The following is a 25,016-nucleotide window of genomic DNA, read 5'->3' as shown; positions in this document are numbered from 1 at the left end:
GATGGAGGCGCATTATAGGGAGTTCTCAGGAGGCCGCAATAGGTATTTTCGACAAAAACGATCGTTTGCTGCATTCCACAGCAAAACCCCGCTTTATACCCTGTTGTTAACAAACTTATCCACAGAAGTGATTTGCCCGGAAATTTTACGAGCGCCACGCAAACGTTTTCGCTACAATTCCCCGCGACGAAACGCTCCCCTTTTTACGGGGGCGTTACCTGAATCTGTGCCTGATTACCCCTTTATAGAGAGAAAAACCTTTCCTTATAAAGAGTAGAAGGTGGAAATTCACGTAACGCTCTTTTATTGCGACTCCAAAGCCAAGGGATAAAACCATGCAACAACCTCGTCCAATCCGCCGGGCCCTGCTCAGCGTCTCTGACAAAGCCGGTATCGTTGAATTCGCCGAAGCGCTGTCCCAGCGTGGCGTTGAACTGCTCTCCACCGGTGGCACCGCCCGTCTGCTGGCAGATGCCGGCCTGCCTGTTACCGAAGTTTCCGACTACACCGGCTTCCCGGAAATGATGGACGGACGAGTAAAGACCCTGCACCCCAAAGTACACGGCGGTATTCTCGGCCGCCGCGGCCAGGACGACGCCATCATGGGTCAGCATGACATCAAGCCGATCGACATGGTGGTGGTAAACCTCTATCCGTTCGCCCAGACCGTGGCGCGCCCGAACTGCTCACTGGAAGACGCGGTCGAGAACATCGACATCGGCGGCCCAACCATGGTGCGCTCCGCGGCCAAGAACCACAAAGACGTCGCCATCGTGGTAAAGAGCAGCGACTACGCCGCTATTATTACCGAGATGGATAACAACGACGGTTCACTGCAATACACCACCCGTTTCGATCTGGCCATCAAAGCCTTCGAGCACACCGCCGCTTACGACAGCATGATCGCCAACTACTTCGGCGCACTGGTTCCTGCCTACCATGGCGATACCGAACAACCTGCCGGTCGTTTCCCTCGCACCCTGAACCTCAACTATATAAAGAAGCAGGATATGCGCTACGGTGAGAACAGCCACCAGCAAGCGGCCTTCTATATAGAAGAGAACGTTCAGGAAGCCTCTGTCGCCACCGCGGAACAACTGCAAGGCAAAGCGCTGTCCTACAACAACATCGCCGACACCGACGCCGCACTGGAATGCGTGAAGGAATTCGCCGAGCCGGCCTGCGTGATCGTCAAGCACGCTAACCCATGCGGTGTGGCGATCGGCAATGATATTCTGGCGGCCTATGAGCGTGCCTATCAAACCGACCCGACCTCTGCTTTCGGCGGCATCATCGCCTTTAACCGCGAACTGGACGCCGCTACCGCACAGGCCATTATCAGCCGTCAGTTTGTGGAAGTGATTATCGCGCCGAGCATCAGCCAGGAAGCCCGCTCGCTGCTGGCAGCCAAACAGAACGTCCGTGTACTGGCCTGCGGCCAATGGCAGCAACGTATTGCCGCTCTCGACTTCAAACGTGTCAACGGTGGCCTGCTGGTGCAAGACCGCGACCTGGGTATGGTGAACGAAGGCGATCTGCGCGTGGTATCTGAACGTCAGCCGACCGCGCAGGAACTGCGTGATGCGCTGTTCTGTTGGAAGGTCGCCAAGTTCGTGAAGTCCAACGCTATCGTCTATGCACGTGACAACATGACCATCGGCATAGGCGCCGGCCAGATGAGCCGCGTTTACTCTGCCAAGATCGCCGGGATCAAAGCCGCGGACGAAGGCCTGGAAGTCAAAGGCTCCGCCATGGCGTCTGACGCTTTCTTCCCGTTCCGTGATGGCATCGATGCCGCCGCCGCGGTGGGCATCAGCTGCGTGATCCAGCCAGGCGGTTCGATCCGTGATGACGAAGTGATTGCCGCCGCCAATGAGCACGGCATCGCAATGATCTTCACCGACATGCGCCACTTCCGCCATTAATCCTTCTTTTGCCGCGTGCGCTACAGCGCACGCTCTGCGTGGAGCACCTGATGAATATTTTAATTATCGGCAATGGCGGGCGTGAACACGCGCTGGCCTGGAAAGCCGCTCAGTCACCGTTGGCAGATAAAGTCTATGTGGCGCCGGGCAATGCCGGTACCGCATTAGAAAGCAATCTCGAGAACGTCGCGATCTCCGCTACCGATATTCCGGCGCTGGTTGCCTTTGCCCAGAGCCATGACATTGGTCTCACCATCGTCGGGCCGGAAGCGCCGCTGGTGATTGGCGTGGTTGATGCCTTCCAGGCCGCCGGCCTGAAAATCTTTGGGCCATCTCAGGCAGCAGCCCAGCTAGAAGGCTCTAAAGCCTTTACCAAAGACTTCCTGGCGCGTCATAACATCCCAAGCGCCGAGTACCAAAACTTTACCGAGGTTGAACCGGCGCTGGCTTATCTGCGCAGTAAAGGCGCACCTATCGTCATCAAGGCCGACGGCCTGGCCGCAGGCAAGGGCGTGATCGTCGCCATGACGCTGCAGGAAGCCGAAGACGCGGTGCAGGACATGTTGGCCGGTAACGCTTTTGGCGATGCGGGTCACCGTATCGTGATAGAAGAGTTCCTTGAAGGTGAAGAAGCCAGCTTTATCGTGATGGTCGACGGCGAGAACGTGGTGCCGATGGCCACCAGCCAGGATCACAAACGCGTCGGTGACGGTGATACCGGCCCGAACACCGGTGGCATGGGTGCCTACTCCCCGGCACCGGTAGTCACCGATGAAATCCACCAGCGCGCCATGGATCAGGTCATCTGGCCTACCGTACGTGGCATGGCTGCGGAAGGTAATACCTACGTCGGTTTCCTTTACGCCGGGTTGATGATCTCCGCCGACGGCCAGCCAAAGGTGATTGAGTTCAACTGCCGCTTTGGCGATCCGGAGACGCAGCCGATCATGCTGCGCCTGCGTTCTGATCTGGTCGAGCTATGTCTGGCCGGTGCAGAAGGCAAGCTGGGCGAGAAAACGTCCGAGTGGGATGAACGTCCTGCGCTGGGCGTAGTGTTAGCAGCCGGTGGCTATCCGGGTGATTACAACAACGGTGAAGTCATCCAAGGTCTGCCACAGCAGGAAAGTGCCGACGGTAAAGTGTTCCACGCCGGTACCCGCATGCAGGGCAATGACGTGGTCACCAGCGGTGGACGCGTGCTGTGCGTAACCGCACTGGGTGAGTCGGTGGCTCAAGCGCAACAACGCGCCTATCAATTAGCGGAAGGTATTCAGTGGCCGGGGAGTTTCAGCCGCAAAGACATTGGCTACCGTGCGATTGCGCGCGGCAAATGATCTGAACACCGCAACGCTCTTGGGCTCCGCAATGCGGGGCCTTTTTTATAGCTGGTCTTCTTTCGGTTCCCAGCGGCAAAAATCGTCGTTCGCTACCAGCAGCAGTTCACGCCCTTCCGGCGCATCCAACCAGGCTATATTCACCGGCTGGCTGCTATTACGGGCACGTCGCGCGATCCAGGCTTCGGCACTGCTATCCAGATCCGGCCTCAACGTTTGACCATCACAGGTTTGTACTACTCCCTGCTGCCAACGCCCCTGCAGCAGCTTCACCTTACCGACACGCAGCGCATTGCTCAGTTCCAGCACGCGTCGTGCCTGATATTGATACAGCGCGATTTCATCGGCGGTCAGTTGTTCACGCCGCGTGGCCAGTTGGCGCTGCATAAAGCTTACTCCGCCGTCATCGGCAAAGCGCAATTGAATGGAGTCTTGATCGCCATCGGCGTCAGTGCGTTTGATTTGGCGCAGCTTGCCGTCTTGATATTCGTACAGCGTGGTAACGGTGCCCGGACCACGATAGGGACTGTAGACGCTCATCAACACCAGCGGGCGGTGCCGCTCGTCATCTTTACGCCACAGGCGCATAACGCCCTGGTCGGCCACATAACCGCTGGCACTAAAGGAAGGAAGATCTGAATGACTGCTGCAGGCGCTCAGGCCAGCGGCAATGCCGATGACCATAAGCGCCTGTCGGATAAACAAAAGGGGCACAATTGCCCCTCTGTTTAATCTTTTCACCAACACGCAGTATTACTTAACTGCGTCTTTCAGTGCTTTACCAGAAACGAACGCAGGCACGTTAGCAGCTGCGATTTTGATTTCTTTACCAGTCTGCGGGTTGCGACCAGTGCGCTCGTTGCGGTGGTTTACCTTGAAAGTACCGAAACCAACCAATTGTACTGCATCACCTTCTTTCAGAGACTCAGTAATAGCAGCCAGGGTGGATTCCAGAGCCAGTTTAGCTTGTGCTTTGGAAAGGTCAGCCTTGTCCGCGATTACATCAATCAGTTGAGTCTTGTTCATAAGTTATCCTTACAGTGTGTTTATCGTTTGCAAAGCATCGAGTGCGACGGATATGCCGATGTACAGCACTCCCTGCATACACGCACCGATAGCCACTTTTTTTCCGCCCCCCAAATGTAGACCAGACAGGGTGCGGATGTGAAGCCTTAAGGCACGACAAATGAGGCGTTAAATCACGTTTTCTTGCCTTATTGCGTTAATTTTATCCCGATATTACTAACCGCGGCCTCGCGGAGGTCAGAACGCAACCCTTTGATCAGTTCTAAATCGCGCTCTTCGCAGTCAGCCAACAGGCGGAAAATTTCCCATTGGATGTCCCATTCTTCCTCTACCGCAGGCAGAACCTTGAGCTCATCGTCGGTCATTTCTTTACCGGCCTGAGTCATTTCCAACATCGCCACGGTGCGAATAGACGTTTCGCTGATGGCGATGGCGTGCTCTAGCGTCTCCCCGCTGAGTCGCGAATGGATCAGTTCCCCTAATGCGATACAGGCGTCTATCGCCGGGTAAACGCCGTAAAGATCGTAATCTTCTGCCGCGGGTATCGCCTCTTCCAACTTCTCCAGCTGGCTGTCAAAGTTGACCTTGGCGTCCTTGACCACCAGAGTTTCCCACACCAAATCCAGAATGCGGCGGTAAATTGCCGGTTCGCCGAACTCGGTTTGCAGGCAGAACATCTGGTAATTCGGATACATACGCTCGCACAAACTGGCCATAAAGGTCAAATGTTGCCAGCTTTCAAGCTTTTCCAGACGTAAATGAATCGGGTTACGTAGCATTATTCACTCTCTTACGCGTTATCTGCGCCGCAGTGTACCCGAAATCGGTCATTGCGACACCTCTGGATGCTGCTGCAGCCAGCGCTGGAAGGCCGGGCGGCGCGAGGCGATGGCATCGGCCCAGCGTGTAGGTTCCGGCAAACGATAGCCCGCCATGCAACGTTGCACCCACGCCAGTGCACTGTCGGCGCCAACGCGATGGCCGGTGGAGATAAACAACGGATTACAGCGCGCCTTACTGCGCCATACCCAACCCAGCTGATCGCCTTTGTCCTCCAGCGGTGCCAGCGCACCTGTAGCCTCGTCTAGCGGGGCGAACTTACCGCACAGGCGCTTTTTGGCTACGCCGATGGTCGGCACGTTGACCAGCAGGCCAAAATGGCTGGCTACGCCCAGACGGCGCGGATGCGAAATGCCATGGCCATCAACCAGCACCAGGTCCGGCTTTTGATGCAGTTGCTCCCAGGCTGCGAGCAACGCTGGGTATTCACGGAACGATAAGAAACCGGGGATATAGGGCATGGTGGTGGCCACTCGTGCCACCTGGTATTCCACCAGCTCCAGCGACGGATAGCGCAGGATGGCGATAGCGGCGCGAGTCACCGCGCCCTCCTGCTCAAAGCCCACGTCGGCACCGGCGATAAAGGCCGGTGGAACGACCAGGAAATCATCCTGGCGAATGACTTCGGAGGCGCGCAGCCGTTGTTCTGCACGCAGGGCTTGAGTATCTATCACATCCAATCCTTAACGATGGTATTTCCCCGACTGCGCGTGGACTGCCTCAACGAAGGCACCGGCGTTCTCCGGCGGCACGTCCGGGTGAATACCGTGGCCCAGGTTGAACACATGCCCTTCGCCGTGGCCGAAACCGGCCAGAATGGTTTCCACTTCCTGGCCGATGCGCTCCGGTGACGCATACAGCATCGAAGGGTCCATGTTGCCCTGCAGTGCGACTTTGTCCCCTACGCGACGGCGTGCATCGGCAATATCGGTCGTCCAGTCAAGACCCAGTGCGTCACAACCGGTTGCCGCCATCGCCTCCAGCCACTGGCCGCCACCTTTGGTGAACAGCGTGACCGGCACACGGCGGCCGTCGTTTTCACGCAGCAGGCCGTCAACAATCTTGTGCATGTAATGCAGTGAGAACTCGCGGTAGTCACGACCGGTCAGCACGCCGCCCCAGGTATCGAACACCATCACCGACTGCGCGCCGGCTTTAATCTGGGCGTTAAGATACAGAATGACGCTGTCTGCCAGCTTATCCAACAGCAGGTGCAACGTCGCCGGCTCGGCGTACATCATTTTTTTCAGTTTGGTGAAGGCCTTGCTGCTACCGCCTTCCACCATATAGGTCGCCAGCGTCCACGGGCTGCCGGAGAAACCGATCAGCGGCACTTCGCCCTTCAGCTCGCGACGGATGGTACGAACTGCGTTCATCACATAACCCAGCTCCACTTCCGGGTCGAACGCCGGTAGCTTGTCGACATCGGCACGACTGGTGATAGGCGAGGAGAAACGCGGACCTTCACCGGTTTCGAAATACAGGCCCAGCCCCATGGCATCGGGAATGGTGAGGATATCGGAGAACAGGATCGCCGCGTCCAACGGGAAACGGCGCAGCGGCTGCAGCGTGACTTCACAAGCCAGCTCCGCGTTCTTGCATAGCGACATGAAATCCCCGGCCTGGGCGCGGGTGGCCTTGTACTCCGGCAAATAACGACCGGCCTGACGCATCATCCATACAGGGGTCACATCCACCGGCTGACGCAGCAGTGCGCGCAGATAGCGATCGTTCTTCAACTCATTCATTTATGGGGCTCCCTTATTCATCTGCCGGTATTGTAGCGATTTATTGCTCACGGCATAAGGCTACGGTGTCCTCTATCAGGCGACGCGCTACCGTGCCGGGCGGCGGTAATAGCGGCAACCGATCGTAGCGGTACCAACCGGCGTTAAGCAGCTCTTTCGGATCGTGACGGATCTCGCCGCGGTGGTAATCGGCCATAAAGGCCATCATCAACGAGTGCGGGAACGGCCAGGGTTGTGAGGTGACATAACGCAGGTTTTTGATTTCAATATTACTTTCTTCCATCACCTCGCGTGCAGCCGCCTGCTCCAGCGTTTCGCCAACCTCGACAAAGCCGGCCAGTACGGTATGAATACCGCCGCGATGGCGCACATGTTGCGCCAGCAGGATCTCATCGTCACGCCGAATGGCAACGATCACGCAGGGGGCGATCTGCGGGTAGTAGCGCTCCCGGCAGTGGCCGCACAGGCAGGCACTTTCGGTGCGGCTGAGATGCATTTCATGGCCGCAGTAACCGCAGTAGCGATGGGAACGGTAAAACTCGGCCAGTTGTACGCCCCGTCCGGCAAGCTGGAACAGCCCGCGATCCAGTTCTAACAGTTGGCGTACCGATCCCATCTCCTGCGGCATTGCGTGGCGCACCAGCCAGACCGGCAATCCTTCCCATTCGCCAATAACACGAGCCATTCTTCCCTGCAGGGAAAATGACGCGGCCAAACCGCACGGCAATTCACCGTTCGGTAACCAAAGTTTGCTTTCATGGCTGACGATCCACCAGCCATTTTCATTACCCGTTAATGCAAGTTCCATATCGTTGTTGCACAACCTCAGCTTCACTGGCACTCTACAAATCGGCCTTGTTACATTTTAATAACTTACTGTTACGTTTTATTACTTACGGAGTCAAACATGCTCAACCGTTTGGAAAGCCTGACTCAGCGCGTTGGTGGTAGTAATGAATTAGTAGATCAATGGCTTCAGGCACGCAAGCAGTTGCTGGTCGCCTATTGTGCCCTGGTGGGCATTAAACCTAACAAAGAAAAGCATACGCCGCTGAATGAAAAAGCGCTGGAGAACTTTTGCCATAATTTGGTGGATTATCTCTCCGCCGGCCATTTTCATATCTATGACAGAATAATCAAGCAAGTGGAAGGCGCATCCAGTCCGAAAATGTCTCTGGCGGTCAACATCTATCCCAAGCTGTGGGCCAATACCGAGCAGATCATGGCTTTCCACGATCGCTATACCGAAGTGGATATCGATCAGGACCTGTGTCTGGAATTACATCAGGCGTTGTCCGATATCGGTGAAACGCTGGCGGCTCGTTTTACCCTTGAAGACAGGCTGATCCAACTGGCGGCTGAAACCTGGCAGCAGGCTGAGCCGGACAAAACGCTGGATCCAGCCGGCTAAAATTTTGTAGTCTTTTTTATTATCCCTCCTATACTGGAGGGCATCTTGTCGGAGTGCCTAGCGCCTGATTTGTTCATCAAATTGGCCAGGCTGAGACCGTTAATTCGGGATCCGCGGAACCTGATCGGGTTAATACCCGCGAAGGGAACAAGAGTAATCTATCGCCACAGGCAGGTGACCCCGATTTGGGATAATCCTGCTTTGCTGGCCAGCATCATTACTCCCTCCGAGCTCCAGACAAGCAACTTTCCCAACCCAACACACTGGTAGGAACTTGCTATGTCTAACGTTAACAAACCCCGCGCTCGTAAAGAGCAACGCGAAGAAGCCCAGCAGTTTATCAACACCCTGCAAGGCGTTTCCTTCCCCAATTCACGCCGGATCTATCTGCAGGGCTCACGTAGTGATCTGCAGGTGCCAATGCGTGAAATTCAGCTCAGCCCGACGCTGATCGGTGGCGATAAGGACAACCCGAAGTACGAGCCAAACGAAGCGATTCCGGTGTACGACACTGCCGGCCCTTACGGTGATCCCCAATCAGAACTCAACGTGCATAGCGGCCTGGCGAAGCTACGTGCCGGTTGGATCGCTGAACGCGGTGATACCGAAGCCCTCAAGGGCGTCAGTTCAGGTTTCACCCAGCAGCGCCTGGCCGATGAAGGCCTGGATCACCTGCGCTTTGAACATTTGCCGTTGCCACGCAAGGCACAACCGGGCCAATGCGTGACCCAGTTGCACTACGCGCGTGCCGGCACCGTCACCCCAGAAATGGAATTTATCTCCATTCGCGAAAACATGGGGCGCGAGCGCATCCGTGGCGAGGTATTACGCCACCAGCATCCTGGCCAAAGTTGGGGGGCCAACCTGCCGGAGAACATCACGCCGGAATTCGTTCGCCAGGAAGTCGCCGCCGGGCGCGCCATCATCCCCGCCAATATCAACCACCCGGAATCCGAACCGATGATCATCGGCCGTAACTTCCTGGTGAAGGTTAACGCCAACATCGGCAACTCGGCGGTGACCTCATCGATCGAGGAAGAGGTCGAGAAACTGGTGTGGTCCACCCGCTGGGGCGCGGATACCGTGATGGATCTGTCTACCGGCCGCTATATTCACGAAACCCGCGAATGGATCCTGCGTAACAGCCCGGTGCCAATTGGCACCGTGCCTATCTATCAGGCGCTGGAGAAAGTGAACGGCGTGGCGGAAAACCTCACCTGGGAAATGTTCCGCGATACGCTGCTGGAGCAGGCGGAGCAAGGGGTTGACTACTTCACCATTCACGCCGGCGTGCTGCTGCGCTACGTGCCGATGACCGCCAAACGCCTGACCGGCATCGTTTCCCGCGGCGGTTCGATCATGGCCAAATGGTGCCTGTCACATCATCAGGAAAACTTCCTGTACCAGCACTTCCGCGAAATCTGTGAGATTTGCGCCGCCTATGACGTTTCTCTTTCCCTCGGCGACGGCCTGCGGCCGGGCTCAATTCAGGACGCCAACGACGAGGCACAGTTCGCCGAACTGCACACCTTGGGTGAGTTGACCAAAATTGCCTGGGAATATGACGTGCAGGTGATGATCGAAGGCCCTGGCCACGTGCCGATGCAGATGATCCGCCGCAACATGACCGAGGAGCTGGAGCACTGCCACGAAGCACCATTCTATACTCTTGGCCCACTAACCACCGATATCGCTCCGGGTTATGATCACTTTACCTCCGGCATCGGGGCCGCGATGATCGGCTGGTTCGGCTGCGCCATGCTGTGTTACGTCACGCCAAAGGAGCATCTCGGGCTGCCGAACAAAGAGGACGTCAAGCAGGGGCTGATCACCTACAAAATTGCCGCTCACGCCGCCGACCTGGCAAAAGGCCACCCCGGTGCGCAAATCCGCGATAACGCCATGTCCAAGGCGCGCTTCGAATTCCGCTGGGAAGATCAGTTCAATCTGGCGCTCGATCCAGCCACTGCTCGCGCTTATCACGACGAAACCCTGCCGCAAGAGTCCGGCAAAATCGCCCACTTCTGCTCTATGTGCGGGCCAAAATTCTGCTCGATGAAAATTTCGCAGGAAGTTCGCGACTATGCCGCCGCACAGGAAGCGGCCAAACCGATAGCAGTGCAGCTAACCGGCATGGAAAAGATGTCGGCCGAGTTCCGCTCACGCGGCAGCGAGCTGTACCACAGCGCCGGTAACCTGCAAGAGGAATTAAGCAATGACTGATATCACCACGCCCTTCCCCGCCACGCCTCACAAGTTGGGGCTATACCCGGTGGTCGACAGCGTTGAATGGATTGCCCGTTTGCTGGACGCAGGCGTCACTACCCTTCAACTGCGGATTAAGGATCTGCCGGATGAACAGGTCGAGGACGACATTACTGCCGCTATTGCCCTCGGCAAGCGCTACGACGCCCGATTGTTTATCAACGACTACTGGCAACTGGCGATTAAACACGGTGCCTATGGTGTACATCTCGGCCAGGAGGATTTGGACACTACCGATCTGGCCGCCATTCACCGCGCCGGGCTACGTTTGGGGGTTTCCACCCATGACGATAGTGAACTGGCCCGCGCCATTGCAGTAAAACCTTCCTATATCGCACTGGGGCATATTTTTCCGACGCAAACCAAAGACATGCCTTCTGCCCCACAGGGTCTGGTGGAGCTGAAACGCCATATCGCCGGGCTGAGTGACTACCCAACGGTGGCGATCGGCGGGATCAGTATCGATCGCGTGGCGGCAGTGCTGGATTGTGGCGTCGGTAGCGTCGCCGTGGTCAGCGCCATTACCCAGGCCCCGGACTGGCGCGCAGCGACTGCACAGCTGCTGCAACTGATCGAAGGCAAGGAGTGATGCCATGCTGAGCGATCAAGAGTTCCTGCGCTACAGCCGCCAGTTGCTGCTGGAAGACATCGGCCCCGCAGGCCAGGAGAAACTAAAACAGTCGACGGCACTGATCGTCGGGTTGGGGGGGTTAGGCTCCCCCGCCTCGCTTTATCTGGCCGCCGCCGGTGTCGGCACCCTGCTGCTGGCCGATGACGATAGGCTGCACATCACCAATTTGCAGCGTCAGATCCTCTATCGCAGCAGCGACGTTTCCCAAAGCAAAGCCGCCCTGGCAAAGCACCAGCTACAGACGCTGAACCCGATGGTCGAATCCATTGCGCTGGAACAGCGTCTGCAGGGGGAAGTGTTACAGCGCGCCGTACAACGCGCCGATTTAATTTTGGACTGTAGCGATAACATGGAAACTCGCCATGCGGTGAACGCCGCCTGCATCCAGGCCGGTAAACCGCTGATCAGCGGCAGTGCGGTGGGTTTCAGCGGTCAGCTGCTGGTGATAGAACCTCCCTATGCCCACGGCTGCTATGCCTGCCTGTATCCGGAACAAACTGAACCCCAACGCAACTGCCGTACCGCTGGCGTACTCGGCCCGGTGGTCGGCGTCATTGGCACGCTGCAAGCGCTGGAAGCGATAAAAATGCTGGCGGGCCTGCCTTCCGCCATCAGCGGCAAACTGCGGCTGTTCGATGGTAAACAACAAAGCTGGAGCACCTTGCAACTCAGTCAGGCCAGCACCTGTCCGGCGTGCGGAGGGACAGCATGAAAATTCGGCTTAATGACCAGCCGTTGGAGCTGGCACAACCGCTGAGCGTCAGCACCCTGCTCGAGCAACTGGAACGCCACCAGCCGGGCACTGCACTGGCTATCAACCAAATCATCATCCCGCGCACTGACTGGGCTAACCACCTGGTGCAAGACGGCGATGACATTCTGCTGTTTCAAGCGATCGCCGGAGGCTGACATGCTACAAATCGCCGATACCACTTTTACCTCACGCCTGTTTACCGGTACCGGTAAATTCGCCACCCCAACGCTGATGCTGGAGGCATTACAGGCCTCCGGCTCGCAGCTGGTCACCATGGCAATGAAGCGTGTTGACCTGCGCGGCGGTAATGACGCCATTCTGGCGCCGCTGCAGCAACTGGGCGTACGCCTGTTGCCGAATACTTCCGGCGCCAAGACCGCGGCAGAAGCGGTGTTCGCCGCCCGGTTGGCCCGTGAGGCGCTTGGCACCCACTGGGTGAAACTGGAAATCCATCCCGATGTGAAATACCTGCTGCCGGACCCGATCGAAACCCTGAAGGCGGCGGAAATATTGGTGAAAGAAGGTTTTGTGGTGCTGCCTTACTGCGGTGCCGATCCGGTGTTGTGTAAACGCCTGGAAGAAGCGGGCTGTGCCGCGGTCATGCCGCTGGGCGCACCTATTGGTTCCAACCGTGGCCTGCGCACCCGTGACTTCCTGGAGATCATTATCGAGCAGGCCAGGGTGCCGGTGGTGGTCGACGCCGGCATCGGTGCGCCAAGCCATGCGCTGGAAGCCATGGAACTGGGTGCCGATGCCGTGTTGGTGAATACCGCAATCGCCGTGGCACGCGACCCGGTGCAGATGGCTCGGGCTTTTCGCCTGGCACTTGAGGCCGGAGAATTGGCGCGTCAGGCGGGATTGGGCAGCAGTCAGCGTAATGCGGTTGCCTCCAGCCCGTTGACCGCTTTTCTCAGCCAGACAGGGGAGACATTGTGATGGCTGATGATTTCAGTAGCCGCTGGCAACAGTTGGATTGGGACGATATCTCGCTGCGTATTAACAGTAAAACGGCGCGTGATGTCGAGCATGCGCTGAATGCGGAAAAACTGTCGCGCGAAGACTTTATGGCACTGATTTCCCCTGCCGCCGCGTCCTATCTGGAGCCACTGGCGCAGCGTGCGCAGCAGATGACGCGTCAACGTTTTGGCAACGTGGTCAGTTTCTACGTGCCGCTGTACCTGTCCAATCTGTGCGCCAACGACTGCACCTACTGCGGCTTTTCGATGAGCAACCGCATCAAGCGTAAGACCCTGGATACCGCCGAGATCGAACGCGAGTGTCTGGCGATTAAGGCGTTGGGCTTTGAGCATTTGCTGTTGGTCACCGGTGAACACCAGACCAAGGTCGGCATGGACTATTTCCGCCAACACATTCCCGCGATCCGCCGCCATTTCAGCTCGCTGATGATGGAGGTACAACCGCTGGAGCAGCAAGAGTACGCCGAATTAAAGGCTCTGGGGTTGGATGGCGTGCTGGTGTATCAGGAAACCTATAATCCCGCGACCTACCTGCAGCATCATCTGCGCGGCCAGAAACAGGACTTTCACTGGCGGTTGGCCACACCGGATCGCCTGGGCCGCGCCGGGATCGACAAGATCGGCCTCGGGGCCCTGATCGGGCTTTCCAACAGTTGGCGTACCGACTGCTATATGCTGGCTGAACACCTGTTCTACCTGCAACAAACTTACTGGCAGAGCCGCTACTCGATCTCGTTCCCGCGCCTGCGCCCTTGTGCCGGAGGTATCGAACCGGCGTCGATCATGAGTGAACCGCAATTGGTGCAGCTAATCTGTGCCTTCCGGCTGTTCGCCCCCGACGTGGAGCTGTCTTTGTCGACGCGTGAGTCGCCGTTTTTCCGCGATCATATGATCCCGGTGGCGATCAACAGCGTCAGCGCCGGCTCCAAAACCCAGCCTGGCGGCTATGCCGACGATGTGCCACCGGAGCTGGAACAGTTTGAACCGCACGATGGCCGTACCCCACAGCAGGTGGCACAAGCCATCAGCGACGCTGGTTTACAGCCGGTGTGGAAAGACTGGGACGGATACCTGGGGCGCAGCCCGCAGTAATCTGCAAGCCTTGCAACGCCGTTGAAAAAACGAGGGAAGCGTTGCGCAGAAGCTATCGACACCGCTGGCGGGGCAAATCAGCCCCGCTATAGTGGCGATGCTGGTTGCCAAACCCGGTGCCAGCCGGAGCCGTCACCTACCAGACGGTTTCGCCTTACCCTCTCCCGGATCACGTCGGATTACCCTCCCGCGTGACTCCGGGACCTCAGAATGTTGATGCCCCCTGTAGCTCCTCACCCAGCCCGGTTCGCAGGCAAAAAAAAACCGCCCCCGAAGGGGCGGTTTATCTGGTCAGGGCCCGGCAATGCCGAACCCCAAGGCGCATTCAACGATTAATCGTTGTTGCCGCCACCCAGGTTGCCTGCATTGAGCAGTTCAGCCAGGTTAGCCGTTGCTTCTTCCGCGCTCACCTGCGGAACAACTGGCGTTTCACCCTGTGCTTTACGGCGCATGCGGTCCTGATGATAAGCGTAACCGGTACCGGCTGGGATCAGACGGCCCACGATGACGTTCTCTTTCAGGCCACGCAGTTCATCACGCTTACCGGCAACAGCCGCTTCGGTCAGAACGCGCGTCGTTTCCTGGAACGATGCTGCGGAGATGAAGGACTCGGTCGCCAAGGAAGCCTTGGTGATACCCAGCAGATCGCGTGAGAAGGTTGCCTCGATTTTGCCTTCAGCAGCAAGCTGACGGTTGGCAATCTTAACGCGAGACACTTCAGCCTGCTCGCCTTCCAGGAACTCGGTGCCACCAGCGCTAACGATGGTGCCTTTACGCAGCATCTGACGAACGATAACTTCAATGTGTTTATCGTTAATCTTAACGCCTTGCAGACGGTAAACTTCCTGCACTTCGTTGGTGATGTAGCGAGTAACCGCATGCACACCACGCAGACGCAGAATGTCGTGTGGAGATTCTGGGCCGTCAGAAACAACGTCACCACGTTCCACAACTTCACCTTCGAACACGTTGAGCTGACGCCATTTTGGAATCATCTCTTCGTACGCATCGCTGCCGTCCAGTGGAGAGATTACCAGGCGACGTTTGCCTTTGGTCTCTTTACCGAACGAGATAATCCCGCTGATTTCAGCCAGGATTGCCGGCTCTTTCGGACGACGTGCTTCGAACAGATCCGCAACGCGTGGCAGACCACCGGTAATATCCTTGGTACCGCCGGATTCCTGAGGAATACGCGCCAGGGTATCACCCGCACCGATCTGAATGCCGTCTTCCAGCTGTACAATCGCTTTACCTGGCAGGAAGTATTGAGCAGGCATATCAGTACCTGGGATCAATACGTCGTCGCCTTTGGCATCAACGATTTTCAGTGCCGGACGCAGGTCTTTACCGCTACCGGTACGCTCTGCGCTGTCCAGTACTACCAGAGAAGACAAACCGGTCAGTTCGTCGGTCTGGCGGGTAATGGTCTGGCCGTCAACCATATCAGCGAAGCGGATGAAACCACTCACTTCGGTGATAACAGGCATGGTGTGCGGATCCCAGTTAGCAACGGTTTCGCCGCCGTTAACTTCCATACCGTCGCCTTTGCCCATCACGGAACCGTAAGGCACTTTGTAGCGTTCTTTAGTACGGCCGAATTCGTCGATCAGCTTCAGTTCGGTGTTACGAGAGGTGATCACCAGCTTGCCTGCGGCGTTCATTACGAACTTCACATTGCTCAGCTTCAGAGTACCCTTGTTTTTCACCTGGATGCTGGATTCAGCAGCCGCACGAGATGCCGCACCACCGATGTGGAACGTACGCATCGTCAGCTGTGTACCCGGCTCACCGATTGACTGTGCCGCGATAACGCCGATAGCTTCGCCTTTGTTGATGATGTGACCACGTGCCAGGTCGCGACCATAGCAGTTTGCACACACACCAAAGTCGGTTTCACAGCTAACGACGGAACGGACTTTAACGCTGTCGACAGAGTTTTCTTCCAACAGGTCACAAGTCTTCTCGTGCAGCAGGGTGTTACGTGGCACCAGGATATCAGCCGTACCCGGCTTGATGATATCTTCTGCTGTCACACGACCCAGAACACGTTCGCGCAGTGGCTCTTTAACGTCACCACCTTCGATAACCGGAGTCATCATGATGCCGTTGTGAGTACCACAGTCGTCTTCGGTAACCACCAGATCCTGCGCCACGTCAACCAGACGACGGGTCAGATAACCGGAGTTAGCCGTTTTCAGTGCGGTATCCGCCAAACCTTTACGAGCACCGTGCGTGGAGATGAAGTACTGGAGTACGTTCAGACCTTCACGGAAGTTCGCGGTGATTGGCGTTTCAATGATGGAACCATCCGGCTTGGCCATCAGGCCACGCATACCGGCCAGCTGACGAATCTGTGCTGCAGAACCACGCGCACCGGAGTCGGCCATCATAAAGATACTGTTGAAGGAAACCTGCTGTTCAACAACACCGTCACGGTTGACGACGTCTTCAACAGACAAGTTTTCCATCATTGCCTTGGCAACACGTTCGTTCGCTGCGGCCCAGATATCGATCACTTTGTTGTAGCGTTCGCCGGCGGTAACCAAACCAGACTGGAACTGCTCCTGGATTTCGGCAACTTCGGTTTCTGCTTCTTCGATGATCTCTGCTTTCTTGGCAGGGATTACCATGTCATCGATACCTACTGACGCGCCTGAACGGGCAGCGTAAGCAAAACCGGTGTACATGATCTGGTCAGCAAAGATAACGGTCGGCTTCAGGCCCAGGATGCGGTAACAGGTGTTCAGCATCTTGGAGATAGCTTTCTTGCCCAAAGGCTGGTTAACGATCGAATACGGCAGACCGCGCGGTACGATCATCCACAGGATGGCGCGACCAACGGTAGTGTCGACGATCGAAGTCTGGTGTACAGACTCGCCTTCGGTGTTTTTAATCTCTTCGGTGATACGCACTTTGACACGCGCATGCAGAGAAGCCAGACCGGCGCGGTAAATACGCTCCGCTTCTTTCGGGCCACTCAACACCATGCCTTCGCCTTTGGCGTTAACACAGTCACGGGTCATGTAGTACAGACCCAATACAACGTCCTGAGAAGGAACGATGATTGGCTCGCCGTTCGCTGGTGACAGGATGTTGTTGGTAGACATCATCAGCGCACGCGCTTCCAGCTGAGCTTCAAGCGTCAGTGGAACGTGTACTGCCATTTGGTCACCATCGAAGTCGGCGTTGTATGCCGCACAAACCAGCGGGTGCAGCTGGATAGCCTTACCTTCGATCAGAACCGGTTCAAATGCCTGGATACCCAAACGGTGCAGGGTTGGTGCACGGTTCAGCAGTACCGGGTGTTCGCGGATAACTTCGTCCAGGATGTCCCAAACGACAGCTTCTTCGCGCTCAACCATTTTCTTGGCGGCTTTGATGGTGGTGGCCAGGCCACGCAGCTCCAGCTTGCCGTAGATGAACGGTTTGAACAGCTCCAGTGCCATTTTCTTAGGCAGACCGCACTGATGCAGACGCAGGTATGGACCTACGGTGATTACAGAACGACCAGAGTAGTCAACACGTTTACCCAACAGGTTCTGACGGAAGCGACCCTGCTTACCTTTGATCATATCGGCCAAAGATTTCAGAGGACGCTTGTTGGAACCGGTGATCGCACGACCGCGACGGCCGTTATCCAGCAGGGCATCTACCGCTTCTTGCAGCATACGCTTTTCGTTGCGCACGATGATGTCAGGCGCAGCCAGATCCAGCAGGCGTTTCAGACGGTTGTTACGGTTGATCACGCGGCGATACAGATCGTTCAGATCTGAAGTCGCGAAACGACCCCCATCCAACGGCACCAGCGGACGCAGATCCGGTGGCAGTACCGGCAGCACGGTCAGGATCATCCACTCTGGCTTGTTGCCAGACTGTACGAACGCTTCCAGCAGCTTGATACGCTTGGTCAGCTTCTTACGCTTGGTTTCGGAGTTGGTTTCGTTCAGCTCTTCGCGCAGAGTTTCACACTCTTGCTCCAGATCCATGTTTTTCAACAGGGCCTGAATAGCTTCCGCACCCATCTTGGCGTCGAATTCATCACCGAACTCTTCCAGCGCATCCAGATACTGCTCTTCAGTCAGGATCTGACGACGCTCGAGGTTAGTCATACCGCCTTCGATAACCACATAGGATTCGAAGTACAGTACACGTTCGATGTCACGCAGCGGCATATCCAGCAGCAAACCGATGCGGGATGGCAGCGATTTCAGGAACCAGATGTGCGCAGTTGGTGAAGCCAGCTCGATGTGCCCCATACGCTCACGGCGTACTTTGGTCTGGGTCACTTCAACGCCGCACTTCTCACAAATCACGCCGCGGTGTTTTAAGCGCTTGTACTTACCGCACAGGCACTCGTAGTCTTTTACTGGCCCAAAGATACGGGCGCAGAAAAGGCCGTCACGTTCTGGTTTGAACGTACGGTAGTTAATGGTTTCCGGCTTCTTGACTTCGCCGAACGACCAGGAACGGATCATGTCTGGCGATGCCAGAGCAATCTTGATCGCGTCAAACTCTTCGGTCTTGGTTTGCGCTTTCAGAAACTTTAATAAGTCTTTCACGGATTGGCTCCTGTCGGAGTTAAACCTGTTGGGCGCTCGCTGACAAATCGCGCGCCCGTGTGACCTGAACAACCACCCTCAGGCTCCCTAAGGCCGGGAGCCTGAGCCGGAAAAACGATTACTCGCCTTCCAGTTCGATGTTGATACCGAGCGAGCGGATTTCTTTCAACAGTACGTTGAAGGACTCCGGCATGCCTGGTTCCATGCGGTGATCGCCATCCACGATGTTTTTGTACATCTTGGTACGGCCGTTAACGTCATCCGACTTAACGGTGAGCATTTCCTGCAGGGTATAAGCTGCGCCGTATGCTTCCAGTGCCCACACTTCCATCTCACCGAAGCGTTGACCACCGAACTGCGCCTTACCACCCAGCGGCTGCTGAGTAACCAAGCTGTAAGAACCGGTTGAACGGGCGTGCATTTTATCGTCAACCAAGTGGTTCAGTTTCAGCATGTACATATAGCCAACGGTAACCTGGCGCTCAAATTGCTCACCGGTACGGCCATCGAACAGCGTAATCTGACCCGAGGTTGGGATCCCGCCCATTTCCAGCAATTGCTTGATTTCACTCTCTTTCGCACCATCAAACACCGGCGTTGCGATTGGCATACCTTTTTTCAGGTTCTCTGCCAGACGCAGTACTTCGTCGTCGGTGAAGGTGTTCAGGTCAACTTTCTGGCAGACATCGTCGCCCAGATCGTAAGCCTTCTGAATGAACTCACGCAGCTTGGCCACTTCCTGATGCTGCTTCAGCATTTGGTTGATCTTCTCACCAATGCCTTTCGCAGCCATACCCAAGTGGGTTTCCAGGATCTGACCGATGTTCATACGTGATGGTACGCCCAACGGGTTCAGTACGATGTCAACCGGCGTGCCGTTTTCATCGTAAGGCATATCTTCGATCGGGTTGATCTTGGAGATAACACCCTTGTTACCGTGGCGGCCTGCCATCTTGTCACCCGGTTGGATCTGACGCTTAACAGCCAGATAAACCTTAACGATTTTCAGCACGCCTGGTGCCAGATCATCGCCCTGGGTGATCTTACGACGCTTGGCGTCCAGCTTCTTCTCGAAATCGGATTTCAGCTCGTCGTACTGCTCTGCCAACTGTTCCAGCTGGTTTTGCTTTTCTTCGTCGGTCAGGCCCAGTTCCAGCCAGCGATCGCGTGGCAGTTTGCTCAGCTTTTCAGCTTCAACACCGCCGGCAACCAGCACCGCATGGATACGTGCGAACAGACCAGCTTCCAGGATCTGCAGTTCTTCAGTCAGGTCTTTTTTCGCCTGCTTCAGCTGCATCTCTTCGATTTCCAACGCACGCTTGTCTTTTTCCACGCCATCGCGGGTAAAGACCTGCACGTCGATAATCGTACCGGAAACGCCGTTTGGTACGCGCAGAGAGGAGTCTTTAACGTCAGACGCCTTCTCACCGAAGATCGCACGCAGCAGCTTCTCTTCTGGCGTCAGCTGGGTTTCACCTTTTGGTGTTACCTTACCAACCAGAATGTCGCCACCGGTCACTTCAGCACCGATATACACGATACCGGACTCATCCAGTTTGGAGAGCGCAGCTTCACCCACGTTAGGGATGTCGGCAGTGATCTCTTCAGGCCCCAACTTGGTGTCGCGAGACACACATGCCAGTTCCTGGATGTGGATGGTAGTGAAGCGATCTTCCTGAACGACACGCTCGGACACCAAGATGGAGTCTTCGAAGTTGTAGCCGTTCCATGGCATGAATGCCACGCGCATGTTCTGGCCCAGCGCCAGTTCACCCAGGTCAGTGGATGGGCCATCTGCCAGCACGTCGCCGCGCTCGATTGGCTCACCCAGATTCACACACGGCATCTGGTTGATACAGGTGTTCTGGTTAGAACGGGTGTACTTGGTCAGGTTATAAATATCGATACCTGCTTCGCCCGCGAGCATCTCGTCTTCGTTAACTTTAATAACGATACGGGAAGCATCCACGTACTGGATCACACCGCCACGTCGAGCTACGGCAGTAACACCGGAGTCAACAGCTACAGCACGTTCCATACCGGTACCTACCAGCGGCTTGTCAGCACGCAAGGTTGGAACCGCCTGACGTTGCATGTTCGCACCCATCAATGCACGGTTGGCGTCATCGTGTTCCAGGAATGGAATCAGTGAAGCACCAACGGAGACAACCTGCTGGGTTGATACGTCCATATAGTCAACCTGGTCGCGGCTGAACAGGCTTGATTCGCCTTTGCTACGACAGGTGACCAGGTCTTCTACGAAGCGGCCGTCATCATCCAGGTTGGAGTTCGCCTGAGCGATAACGAAGTTGCCTTCTTCAATAGCAGACAGATAGTTGATTTCATCGGTAACCAGGCCGTCACGCACGCGGCGGTACGGAGTTTCCAGGAAGCCATACTCGTTGGTCTGTGCGTACACGGACAAGGAGTTGATCAGACCGATGTTTGGACCTTCCGGCGTTTCGATTGGGCACACGCGACCGTAGTGAGTCGGGTGTACGTCTCGAACTTCAAAGCCGGCACGTTCACGGGTCAGACCGCCTGGGCCCAATGCAGAGATACGACGTTTGTGCGTAATCTCGGACAACGGGTTGTTCTGGTCCATAAACTGAGACAGCTGGCTGGAGCCGAAGAACTCTTTCACCGCCGCCGAAATCGGCTTGGCGTTGATCATGTCCTGTGGCATCAGGGTGTCCAGATCGCCCAGGGACAGACGTTCTTTAACCGCACGCTCAACACGCACCAGACCTACACGGAACTGGTTCTCAGCCATTTCGCCGACGGAACGGATACGACGGTTGCCCAAGTGGTCGATATCGTCCACTTCGCCTTTACCGTTACGGATACCGATGAGCTTCTTCATCACTTCGATGATGTCGTCTTTGCTCAGGATGCCCGAACCTTCGATCTCGTCACGCAGCAGAGAACGGTTGAACTTCATACGACCAACCGCAGACAGATCGTAGCGGTCTTCAGAGAAGAACAAGTTCTCAAACAGGTTTTCAGCAGCTTCGCGCGTTGGCGGCTCACCAGGACGCATCATGCGGTAGATTTCTACCAGTGCGCTCAAACGATCGCTGGTTGGATCGACACGTACAGTCTCAGAGATGTACGCACCGTGGTCCAGATCGTTGGTGAACAGCGTTTCGATACGCTTGTGGCCTGACTGGCTCAGTTTGGCCAGCAGATCCAGCGACAGCTCCATGTTGGCTGCGCAGATAAGCTCACCGGTATTGGTATCGATATAGTCCTTCGCGACCACTTTGCCCGCGATGTACTCAACCGGTACTTCAATACTCTGAATTTCGTCTTTTTCGAGCTGACGGATATGACGAGCGGTGATACGACGGCCTTTCTCAATGTAGATCTTGCCGTTGGCTTCGATATCAAACGAAGCAGTCTCACCACGCAGACGTTCTGGAACCAGCTCCATCTGCAGCTTGTTATCACGGATCTCGTAAACTACTTTCGCAAAGAACAGGTCAAGGATCTGCTCAGTGGTGTAGTTCAATGCACGCAGAATGATGGTCGCAGGCAATTTACGGCGACGGTCAATACGCACAAACAGGTTGTCTTTCGGGTCAAACTCGAAATCCAGCCATGAACCGCGGTAAGGGATGATACGTGCGTTATACAGCACTTTACCCGAAGAGTGGGTTTTACCCTTATCGCTGTCAAAGAATACGCCAGGACTACGGTGAAGCTGAGATACGATAACCCTCTCAGTACCGTTGATCACAAAGGTGCCGTTTTCGGTCATGAGCGGAATTTCGCCCATATAGACTTCTTGTTCCTTGATGTCTTTGACCGTACCTTCCGGAGCTTCGCGCTCATAGATTACCAGGCGCAGTTTTACGCGCAGCGGTGCAGAGAACGTCACACCACGGATCTGGCACTCTTTGACGTCGAAGACCGGCTCACCAAGACGGTAGCTAACGTATTGCAGCTCCGAATTGCCACTGTAGCTCTGGATAGGGAAAACAGAACGGAAGGCGGCTTCTAGGCCGTGCTGCCCTTCTGGATCTTGCTCGATAAACTTCTGGAACGAATCAAGCTGGATAGAAAGGAGATATGGTATGTCCAAAACTTGTGGACGCTTACCAAAATCCTTACGAATACGTTTTTTCTCGGTATAGGAGTAAACCATAGGGTTCCTCAGCTCGCTGGAAAGTCGAACCTATTGTCCGTCCGGATATAGGACGGTTCACGCAACACCATTTTGTCGACCGGAAAGCGGGAACACTCTCCGCAATACTCGTTTCTATCACGCTTAAATCATTTCGTTGCGTTGTGCGGCAGATTTTGCTGCGGCAGGGAAGGCAATATATTAAGTCGTCGATAGAAAGAAATATTGGGGTTAGCCAGTAGCCAAACAGTGTGAAACTCTACTGACGCCCTACAGCGCAAAAAGGCTGGTGACCAAAAAGTCACCAGCCATCAGTCTGTTAGTTAAAACAGACTGCACTCAGAAAGCAGTGGCTTATTTAACTTCAACTTCAGCGCCAGCTTCTTCCAGAGCTTTTTTCAGTGCTTCAGCGTCGTCTTTGCTGATGCCTTCTTTCAGTGCTGCTGGTGCAGACTCAACCAGGTCTTTAGCTTCTTTCAGACCCAGGCCAGTTGCGCCACGTACTGCTTTGATTACTGCAACTTTGTTCGCGCCGATACCTTTCAGTACAACGTCGAATTCAGTTTTTTCTTCAACAGCTTCAGCAGCAGCAGCAGGACCTGCAGCTACAGCAGCAGCAGAAACACCGAACTTCTCTTCCATAGCGGCGATCAGTTCAACGATTTCCATTACAGACAGAGCTGCAACGCCTTCGATAATTTGGTCTTTAGTGATAGACATAACAAATGTTCCTAAAATTCAGAAATAGTTTAAATACGTAAGCAACGGATAAGAAAAAGGGCTTATGCCGCTTCTTTCTGATCGCGCAGTGCAGCCAGAGTGCGAACCAATTTGCCGGCAGCGGCTTCTTTCATGGTTGCCATCAGGCGTGCGATTGCTTCATCGTAAGTAGGCAGAGTTGCCAAGCGGTCAATTTGTGCCGCAGGGATCATCTCACCTTCAAAGGCCGCAGCTTTAATCTCGAACTTTGCATTCGCTTTCGCGAAATCTTTGAACAGACGAGCAGCAGCGCCCGGGTGTTCATGAGAAAATGCAATCAAGGTAGGACCGACGAACGTGTCTTTCAGGCATTCGAATGGAGTGCCTTCAACTACGCGACGCATCAGGGTGTTACGAACAACACGCATGTAAACGCCAGCTTCACGACCTGCTTTACGCAGTTCAGTCATTTTATCAACGGTAACGCCACGGGAATCCGCAACAACCGCAGACAGCGCGCCTTTGGCTACTTCGTTGACTTCAGCAACAATCGCTTGTTTGTCTTGAAGATTTAATGCCATTAGCTCTTTGCTCCTGGATTTAGCCGGGGGAAATCCCCGGCACTCACATCACTCAACACCTTGTGATAAATCACGCAGTGAGAGCGTTCAAACACGGTGAGCAGAATCCAGCAAAGACTATTCTTTTATAAAAAGAAAAAATTTCTTTAGGCTCTGTCACCGTCTACGCAGGAAGGATTAAGTACCTTTCGATACACCTGCGGTCTTGGACGGAGGCCTGGATAGGCCAGGCTCCAACCGAAAAATCTTTGTTTCGCTGTGGCTATGGCCAATAGCAAAACCTTGGGGCATAAGATTCTAGACAAATCTTCGCCCCAAGTCAAAGCGATAATCGCAGGGCGATTAGTTCGCTACAGCAGTCAGGCCGCTTTGATCGATAGCAACGCCAGCACCCATGGTGGTGGAGAGGCTAACTTTCTTGATGTACACGCCTTTAGCCTGAGATGGTTTTGCTTTTTTCAGCGCAACCAGCAGAGCTTCCAGGTTTTCTTTCAGCTTGTCTGACTCGAAATCAACCTTACCGATAGTGGTATGGATGATGCCGTTTTTGTCGTTACGATAACGAACCTGACCTGCTTTAGCGTTTTTCACTGCTTCAGCAACGTTCGGAGTAACGGTACCCACTTTCGGGTTTGGCATCAGGCCACGTGGACCCAGGATCTGGCCCAGTTGACCAACAACGCGCATTGCATCAGGAGAAGCAATAACAACGTCGAAGTTCATTTCGCCTTTCTTGATCTGGTCTGCCAGATCTTCCATACCTACCAGCTCTGCGCCAGCAGCTTTAGCTGCTTCAGCGTTAGGGCCCTGGGCAAATACGGCAACGCGAACGGAACGACCGGTGCCGTTTGGCAGAACGGTAGCGCCACGAACGTTTTGGTCAGATTTACGAGCGTCGATGCCGAGGTTAACAGCAACGTCAACGCTTTCTACGAATTTAGCGGTGGCCAGCTCTTTCAGCAGAGCAACAGCTTCGGTGATGTCATACTGTTTAGTAGCATCAACTTTGTCACGGATCACGCGCATGCGCTTGGTCAGCTTAGCCATT

The 25,016-nt window shown here is 55.4% G+C and carries 20 protein-coding genes and 1 riboswitch; of the genes, 9 read left to right on the top strand and 11 right to left on the bottom strand.

Going from position 1 to position 25,016, the window contains the following annotated elements; translation table 11 throughout:
* The first annotated feature begins 335 nt into the window (after positions 1 to 335).
* Entirely contained in the window at positions 336 to 1,925 is a 1,590-nt protein-coding gene (gene purH / locus ACSOSI_RS01410; RefSeq protein WP_476706436.1) for a bifunctional phosphoribosylaminoimidazolecarboxamide formyltransferase/IMP cyclohydrolase, read from the top strand.
* Positions 1,926 to 1,975: 50 nt separating this feature from the next.
* On the top strand, positions 1,976 to 3,259 hold the full coding sequence (purD, locus tag ACSOSI_RS01405) for a phosphoribosylamine--glycine ligase (RefSeq protein WP_017891335.1): 1,284 nt from the start codon (positions 1,976 to 1,978) through the stop codon (positions 3,257 to 3,259).
* A gap of 45 nt (positions 3,260 to 3,304) precedes the next feature.
* Here purD and ACSOSI_RS01400 read toward each other — a convergent pair whose 3' ends face one another.
* The 6 genes from ACSOSI_RS01400 to nudC form a co-directional block, all read right to left on the bottom strand.
* Positions 3,305 to 3,943 carry a DUF1481 domain-containing protein gene (locus ACSOSI_RS01400; RefSeq protein ID WP_476707236.1) on the bottom strand — a complete coding sequence of 213 codons (639 nt, stop codon included), beginning with the start codon at positions 3,941 to 3,943 and terminating at the stop codon, positions 3,305 to 3,307.
* A gap of 69 nt (positions 3,944 to 4,012) precedes the next feature.
* Positions 4,013 to 4,285, bottom strand: coding sequence for a nucleoid-associated protein HU-alpha (hupA, locus tag ACSOSI_RS01395; protein ID WP_012004757.1), 273 nt, complete (start codon positions 4,283 to 4,285; stop codon positions 4,013 to 4,015).
* A gap of 188 nt (positions 4,286 to 4,473) precedes the next feature.
* On the bottom strand, positions 4,474 to 5,064 hold the full coding sequence (locus tag ACSOSI_RS01390) for a YjaG family protein (protein WP_012004756.1): 591 nt from the start codon (positions 5,062 to 5,064) through the stop codon (positions 4,474 to 4,476).
* Positions 5,065 to 5,112: 48 nt separating this feature from the next.
* Positions 5,113 to 5,799, bottom strand: coding sequence for a deoxyribonuclease V (gene nfi, locus ACSOSI_RS01385; RefSeq protein WP_476706435.1), 687 nt, complete (start codon positions 5,797 to 5,799; stop codon positions 5,113 to 5,115).
* Between the two features lie 9 nt (positions 5,800 to 5,808).
* Positions 5,809 to 6,873 carry a uroporphyrinogen decarboxylase gene (hemE, locus tag ACSOSI_RS01380; protein WP_012004754.1) on the bottom strand — a complete coding sequence of 355 codons (1,065 nt, stop codon included), beginning with the start codon at positions 6,871 to 6,873 and terminating at the stop codon, positions 5,809 to 5,811.
* A gap of 40 nt (positions 6,874 to 6,913) precedes the next feature.
* Positions 6,914 to 7,681, bottom strand: a complete 768-nt coding sequence (gene nudC / locus ACSOSI_RS01375; protein ID WP_476706434.1) for an NAD(+) diphosphatase — start codon at positions 7,679 to 7,681, stop codon at positions 6,914 to 6,916.
* A 99-nt stretch (positions 7,682 to 7,780) separates the two neighbouring features.
* Here nudC and ACSOSI_RS01370 point away from each other — a divergent pair, with 99 nt between their 5' ends.
* The 7 genes from ACSOSI_RS01370 (at position 7,781) to thiH (ending at position 14,003) form a co-directional block, all read left to right on the top strand.
* Positions 7,781 to 8,284 (top strand): Rsd/AlgQ family anti-sigma factor, encoded by a 504-nt coding sequence (locus tag ACSOSI_RS01370; protein WP_012004752.1) that lies wholly within the window; start codon positions 7,781 to 7,783, stop codon positions 8,282 to 8,284.
* Between the two features lie 39 nt (positions 8,285 to 8,323).
* Positions 8,324 to 8,448, top strand: a riboswitch (TPP riboswitch).
* A 115-nt stretch (positions 8,449 to 8,563) separates the two neighbouring features.
* Positions 8,564 to 10,507 (top strand): phosphomethylpyrimidine synthase ThiC, encoded by a 1,944-nt coding sequence (thiC, locus tag ACSOSI_RS01365; protein ID WP_476706433.1) that lies wholly within the window; start codon positions 8,564 to 8,566, stop codon positions 10,505 to 10,507.
* On the top strand, positions 10,500 to 11,138 hold the full coding sequence (thiE, locus tag ACSOSI_RS01360) for a thiamine phosphate synthase (protein WP_476706432.1): 639 nt from the start codon (positions 10,500 to 10,502) through the stop codon (positions 11,136 to 11,138). Before thiC ends, thiE begins: the two co-directional genes overlap by 8 nt.
* 4 nt (positions 11,139 to 11,142) lie before the next feature.
* Complete coding sequence (locus ACSOSI_RS01355; RefSeq protein ID WP_476706431.1) at positions 11,143 to 11,892, top strand: HesA/MoeB/ThiF family protein; 750 nt, start codon at positions 11,143 to 11,145, stop codon at positions 11,890 to 11,892.
* On the top strand, positions 11,889 to 12,089 hold the full coding sequence (gene thiS / locus ACSOSI_RS01350; protein WP_135344739.1) for a sulfur carrier protein ThiS: 201 nt from the start codon (positions 11,889 to 11,891) through the stop codon (positions 12,087 to 12,089). Before ACSOSI_RS01355 ends, thiS begins: the two co-directional genes overlap by 4 nt.
* A 1-nt stretch (position 12,090) precedes the next feature.
* Positions 12,091 to 12,870 (top strand): thiazole synthase, encoded by a 780-nt coding sequence (locus ACSOSI_RS01345; RefSeq protein WP_012004747.1) that lies wholly within the window; start codon positions 12,091 to 12,093, stop codon positions 12,868 to 12,870.
* Positions 12,870 to 14,003 (top strand): 2-iminoacetate synthase ThiH, encoded by a 1,134-nt coding sequence (thiH, locus tag ACSOSI_RS01340; protein ID WP_476706430.1) that lies wholly within the window; start codon positions 12,870 to 12,872, stop codon positions 14,001 to 14,003. Before ACSOSI_RS01345 ends, thiH begins: the two co-directional genes overlap by 1 nt.
* A gap of 332 nt (positions 14,004 to 14,335) precedes the next feature.
* Here thiH and rpoC read toward each other — a convergent pair whose 3' ends face one another.
* From rpoC to rplA, 5 genes are all read right to left on the bottom strand, one after another.
* A complete protein-coding gene (gene rpoC / locus ACSOSI_RS01335; RefSeq protein WP_012004745.1) occupies positions 14,336 to 18,562 on the bottom strand; it encodes a DNA-directed RNA polymerase subunit beta' in 4,227 nt (1,408 codons plus the stop codon).
* A 118-nt stretch (positions 18,563 to 18,680) separates the two neighbouring features.
* Positions 18,681 to 22,709, bottom strand: coding sequence for a DNA-directed RNA polymerase subunit beta (gene rpoB / locus ACSOSI_RS01330; protein ID WP_012004744.1), 4,029 nt, complete (start codon positions 22,707 to 22,709; stop codon positions 18,681 to 18,683).
* 333 nt (positions 22,710 to 23,042) lie between these two features.
* A complete protein-coding gene (rplL, locus tag ACSOSI_RS01325; protein ID WP_012004743.1) occupies positions 23,043 to 23,408 on the bottom strand; it encodes a 50S ribosomal protein L7/L12 in 366 nt (121 codons plus the stop codon).
* 62 nt (positions 23,409 to 23,470) lie between these two features.
* A complete protein-coding gene (gene rplJ, locus ACSOSI_RS01320; protein ID WP_004953935.1) occupies positions 23,471 to 23,968 on the bottom strand; it encodes a 50S ribosomal protein L10 in 498 nt (165 codons plus the stop codon).
* A gap of 342 nt (positions 23,969 to 24,310) precedes the next feature.
* The gene (gene rplA / locus ACSOSI_RS01315; protein WP_012004742.1) at positions 24,311 to 25,015 is read right to left on the bottom strand and encodes a 50S ribosomal protein L1; all 705 of its coding nucleotides are present in this window, start codon (positions 25,013 to 25,015) and stop codon (positions 24,311 to 24,313) included.
* Position 25,016 lies beyond the last annotated feature (1 nt).

The sequence above is a fragment of the Serratia sp. AR11 genome (assembly GCF_056376275.1).
Note: the sequence above shows the minus strand (reverse complement) of the source record. Positions and strands in the feature narration are given on the sequence as shown.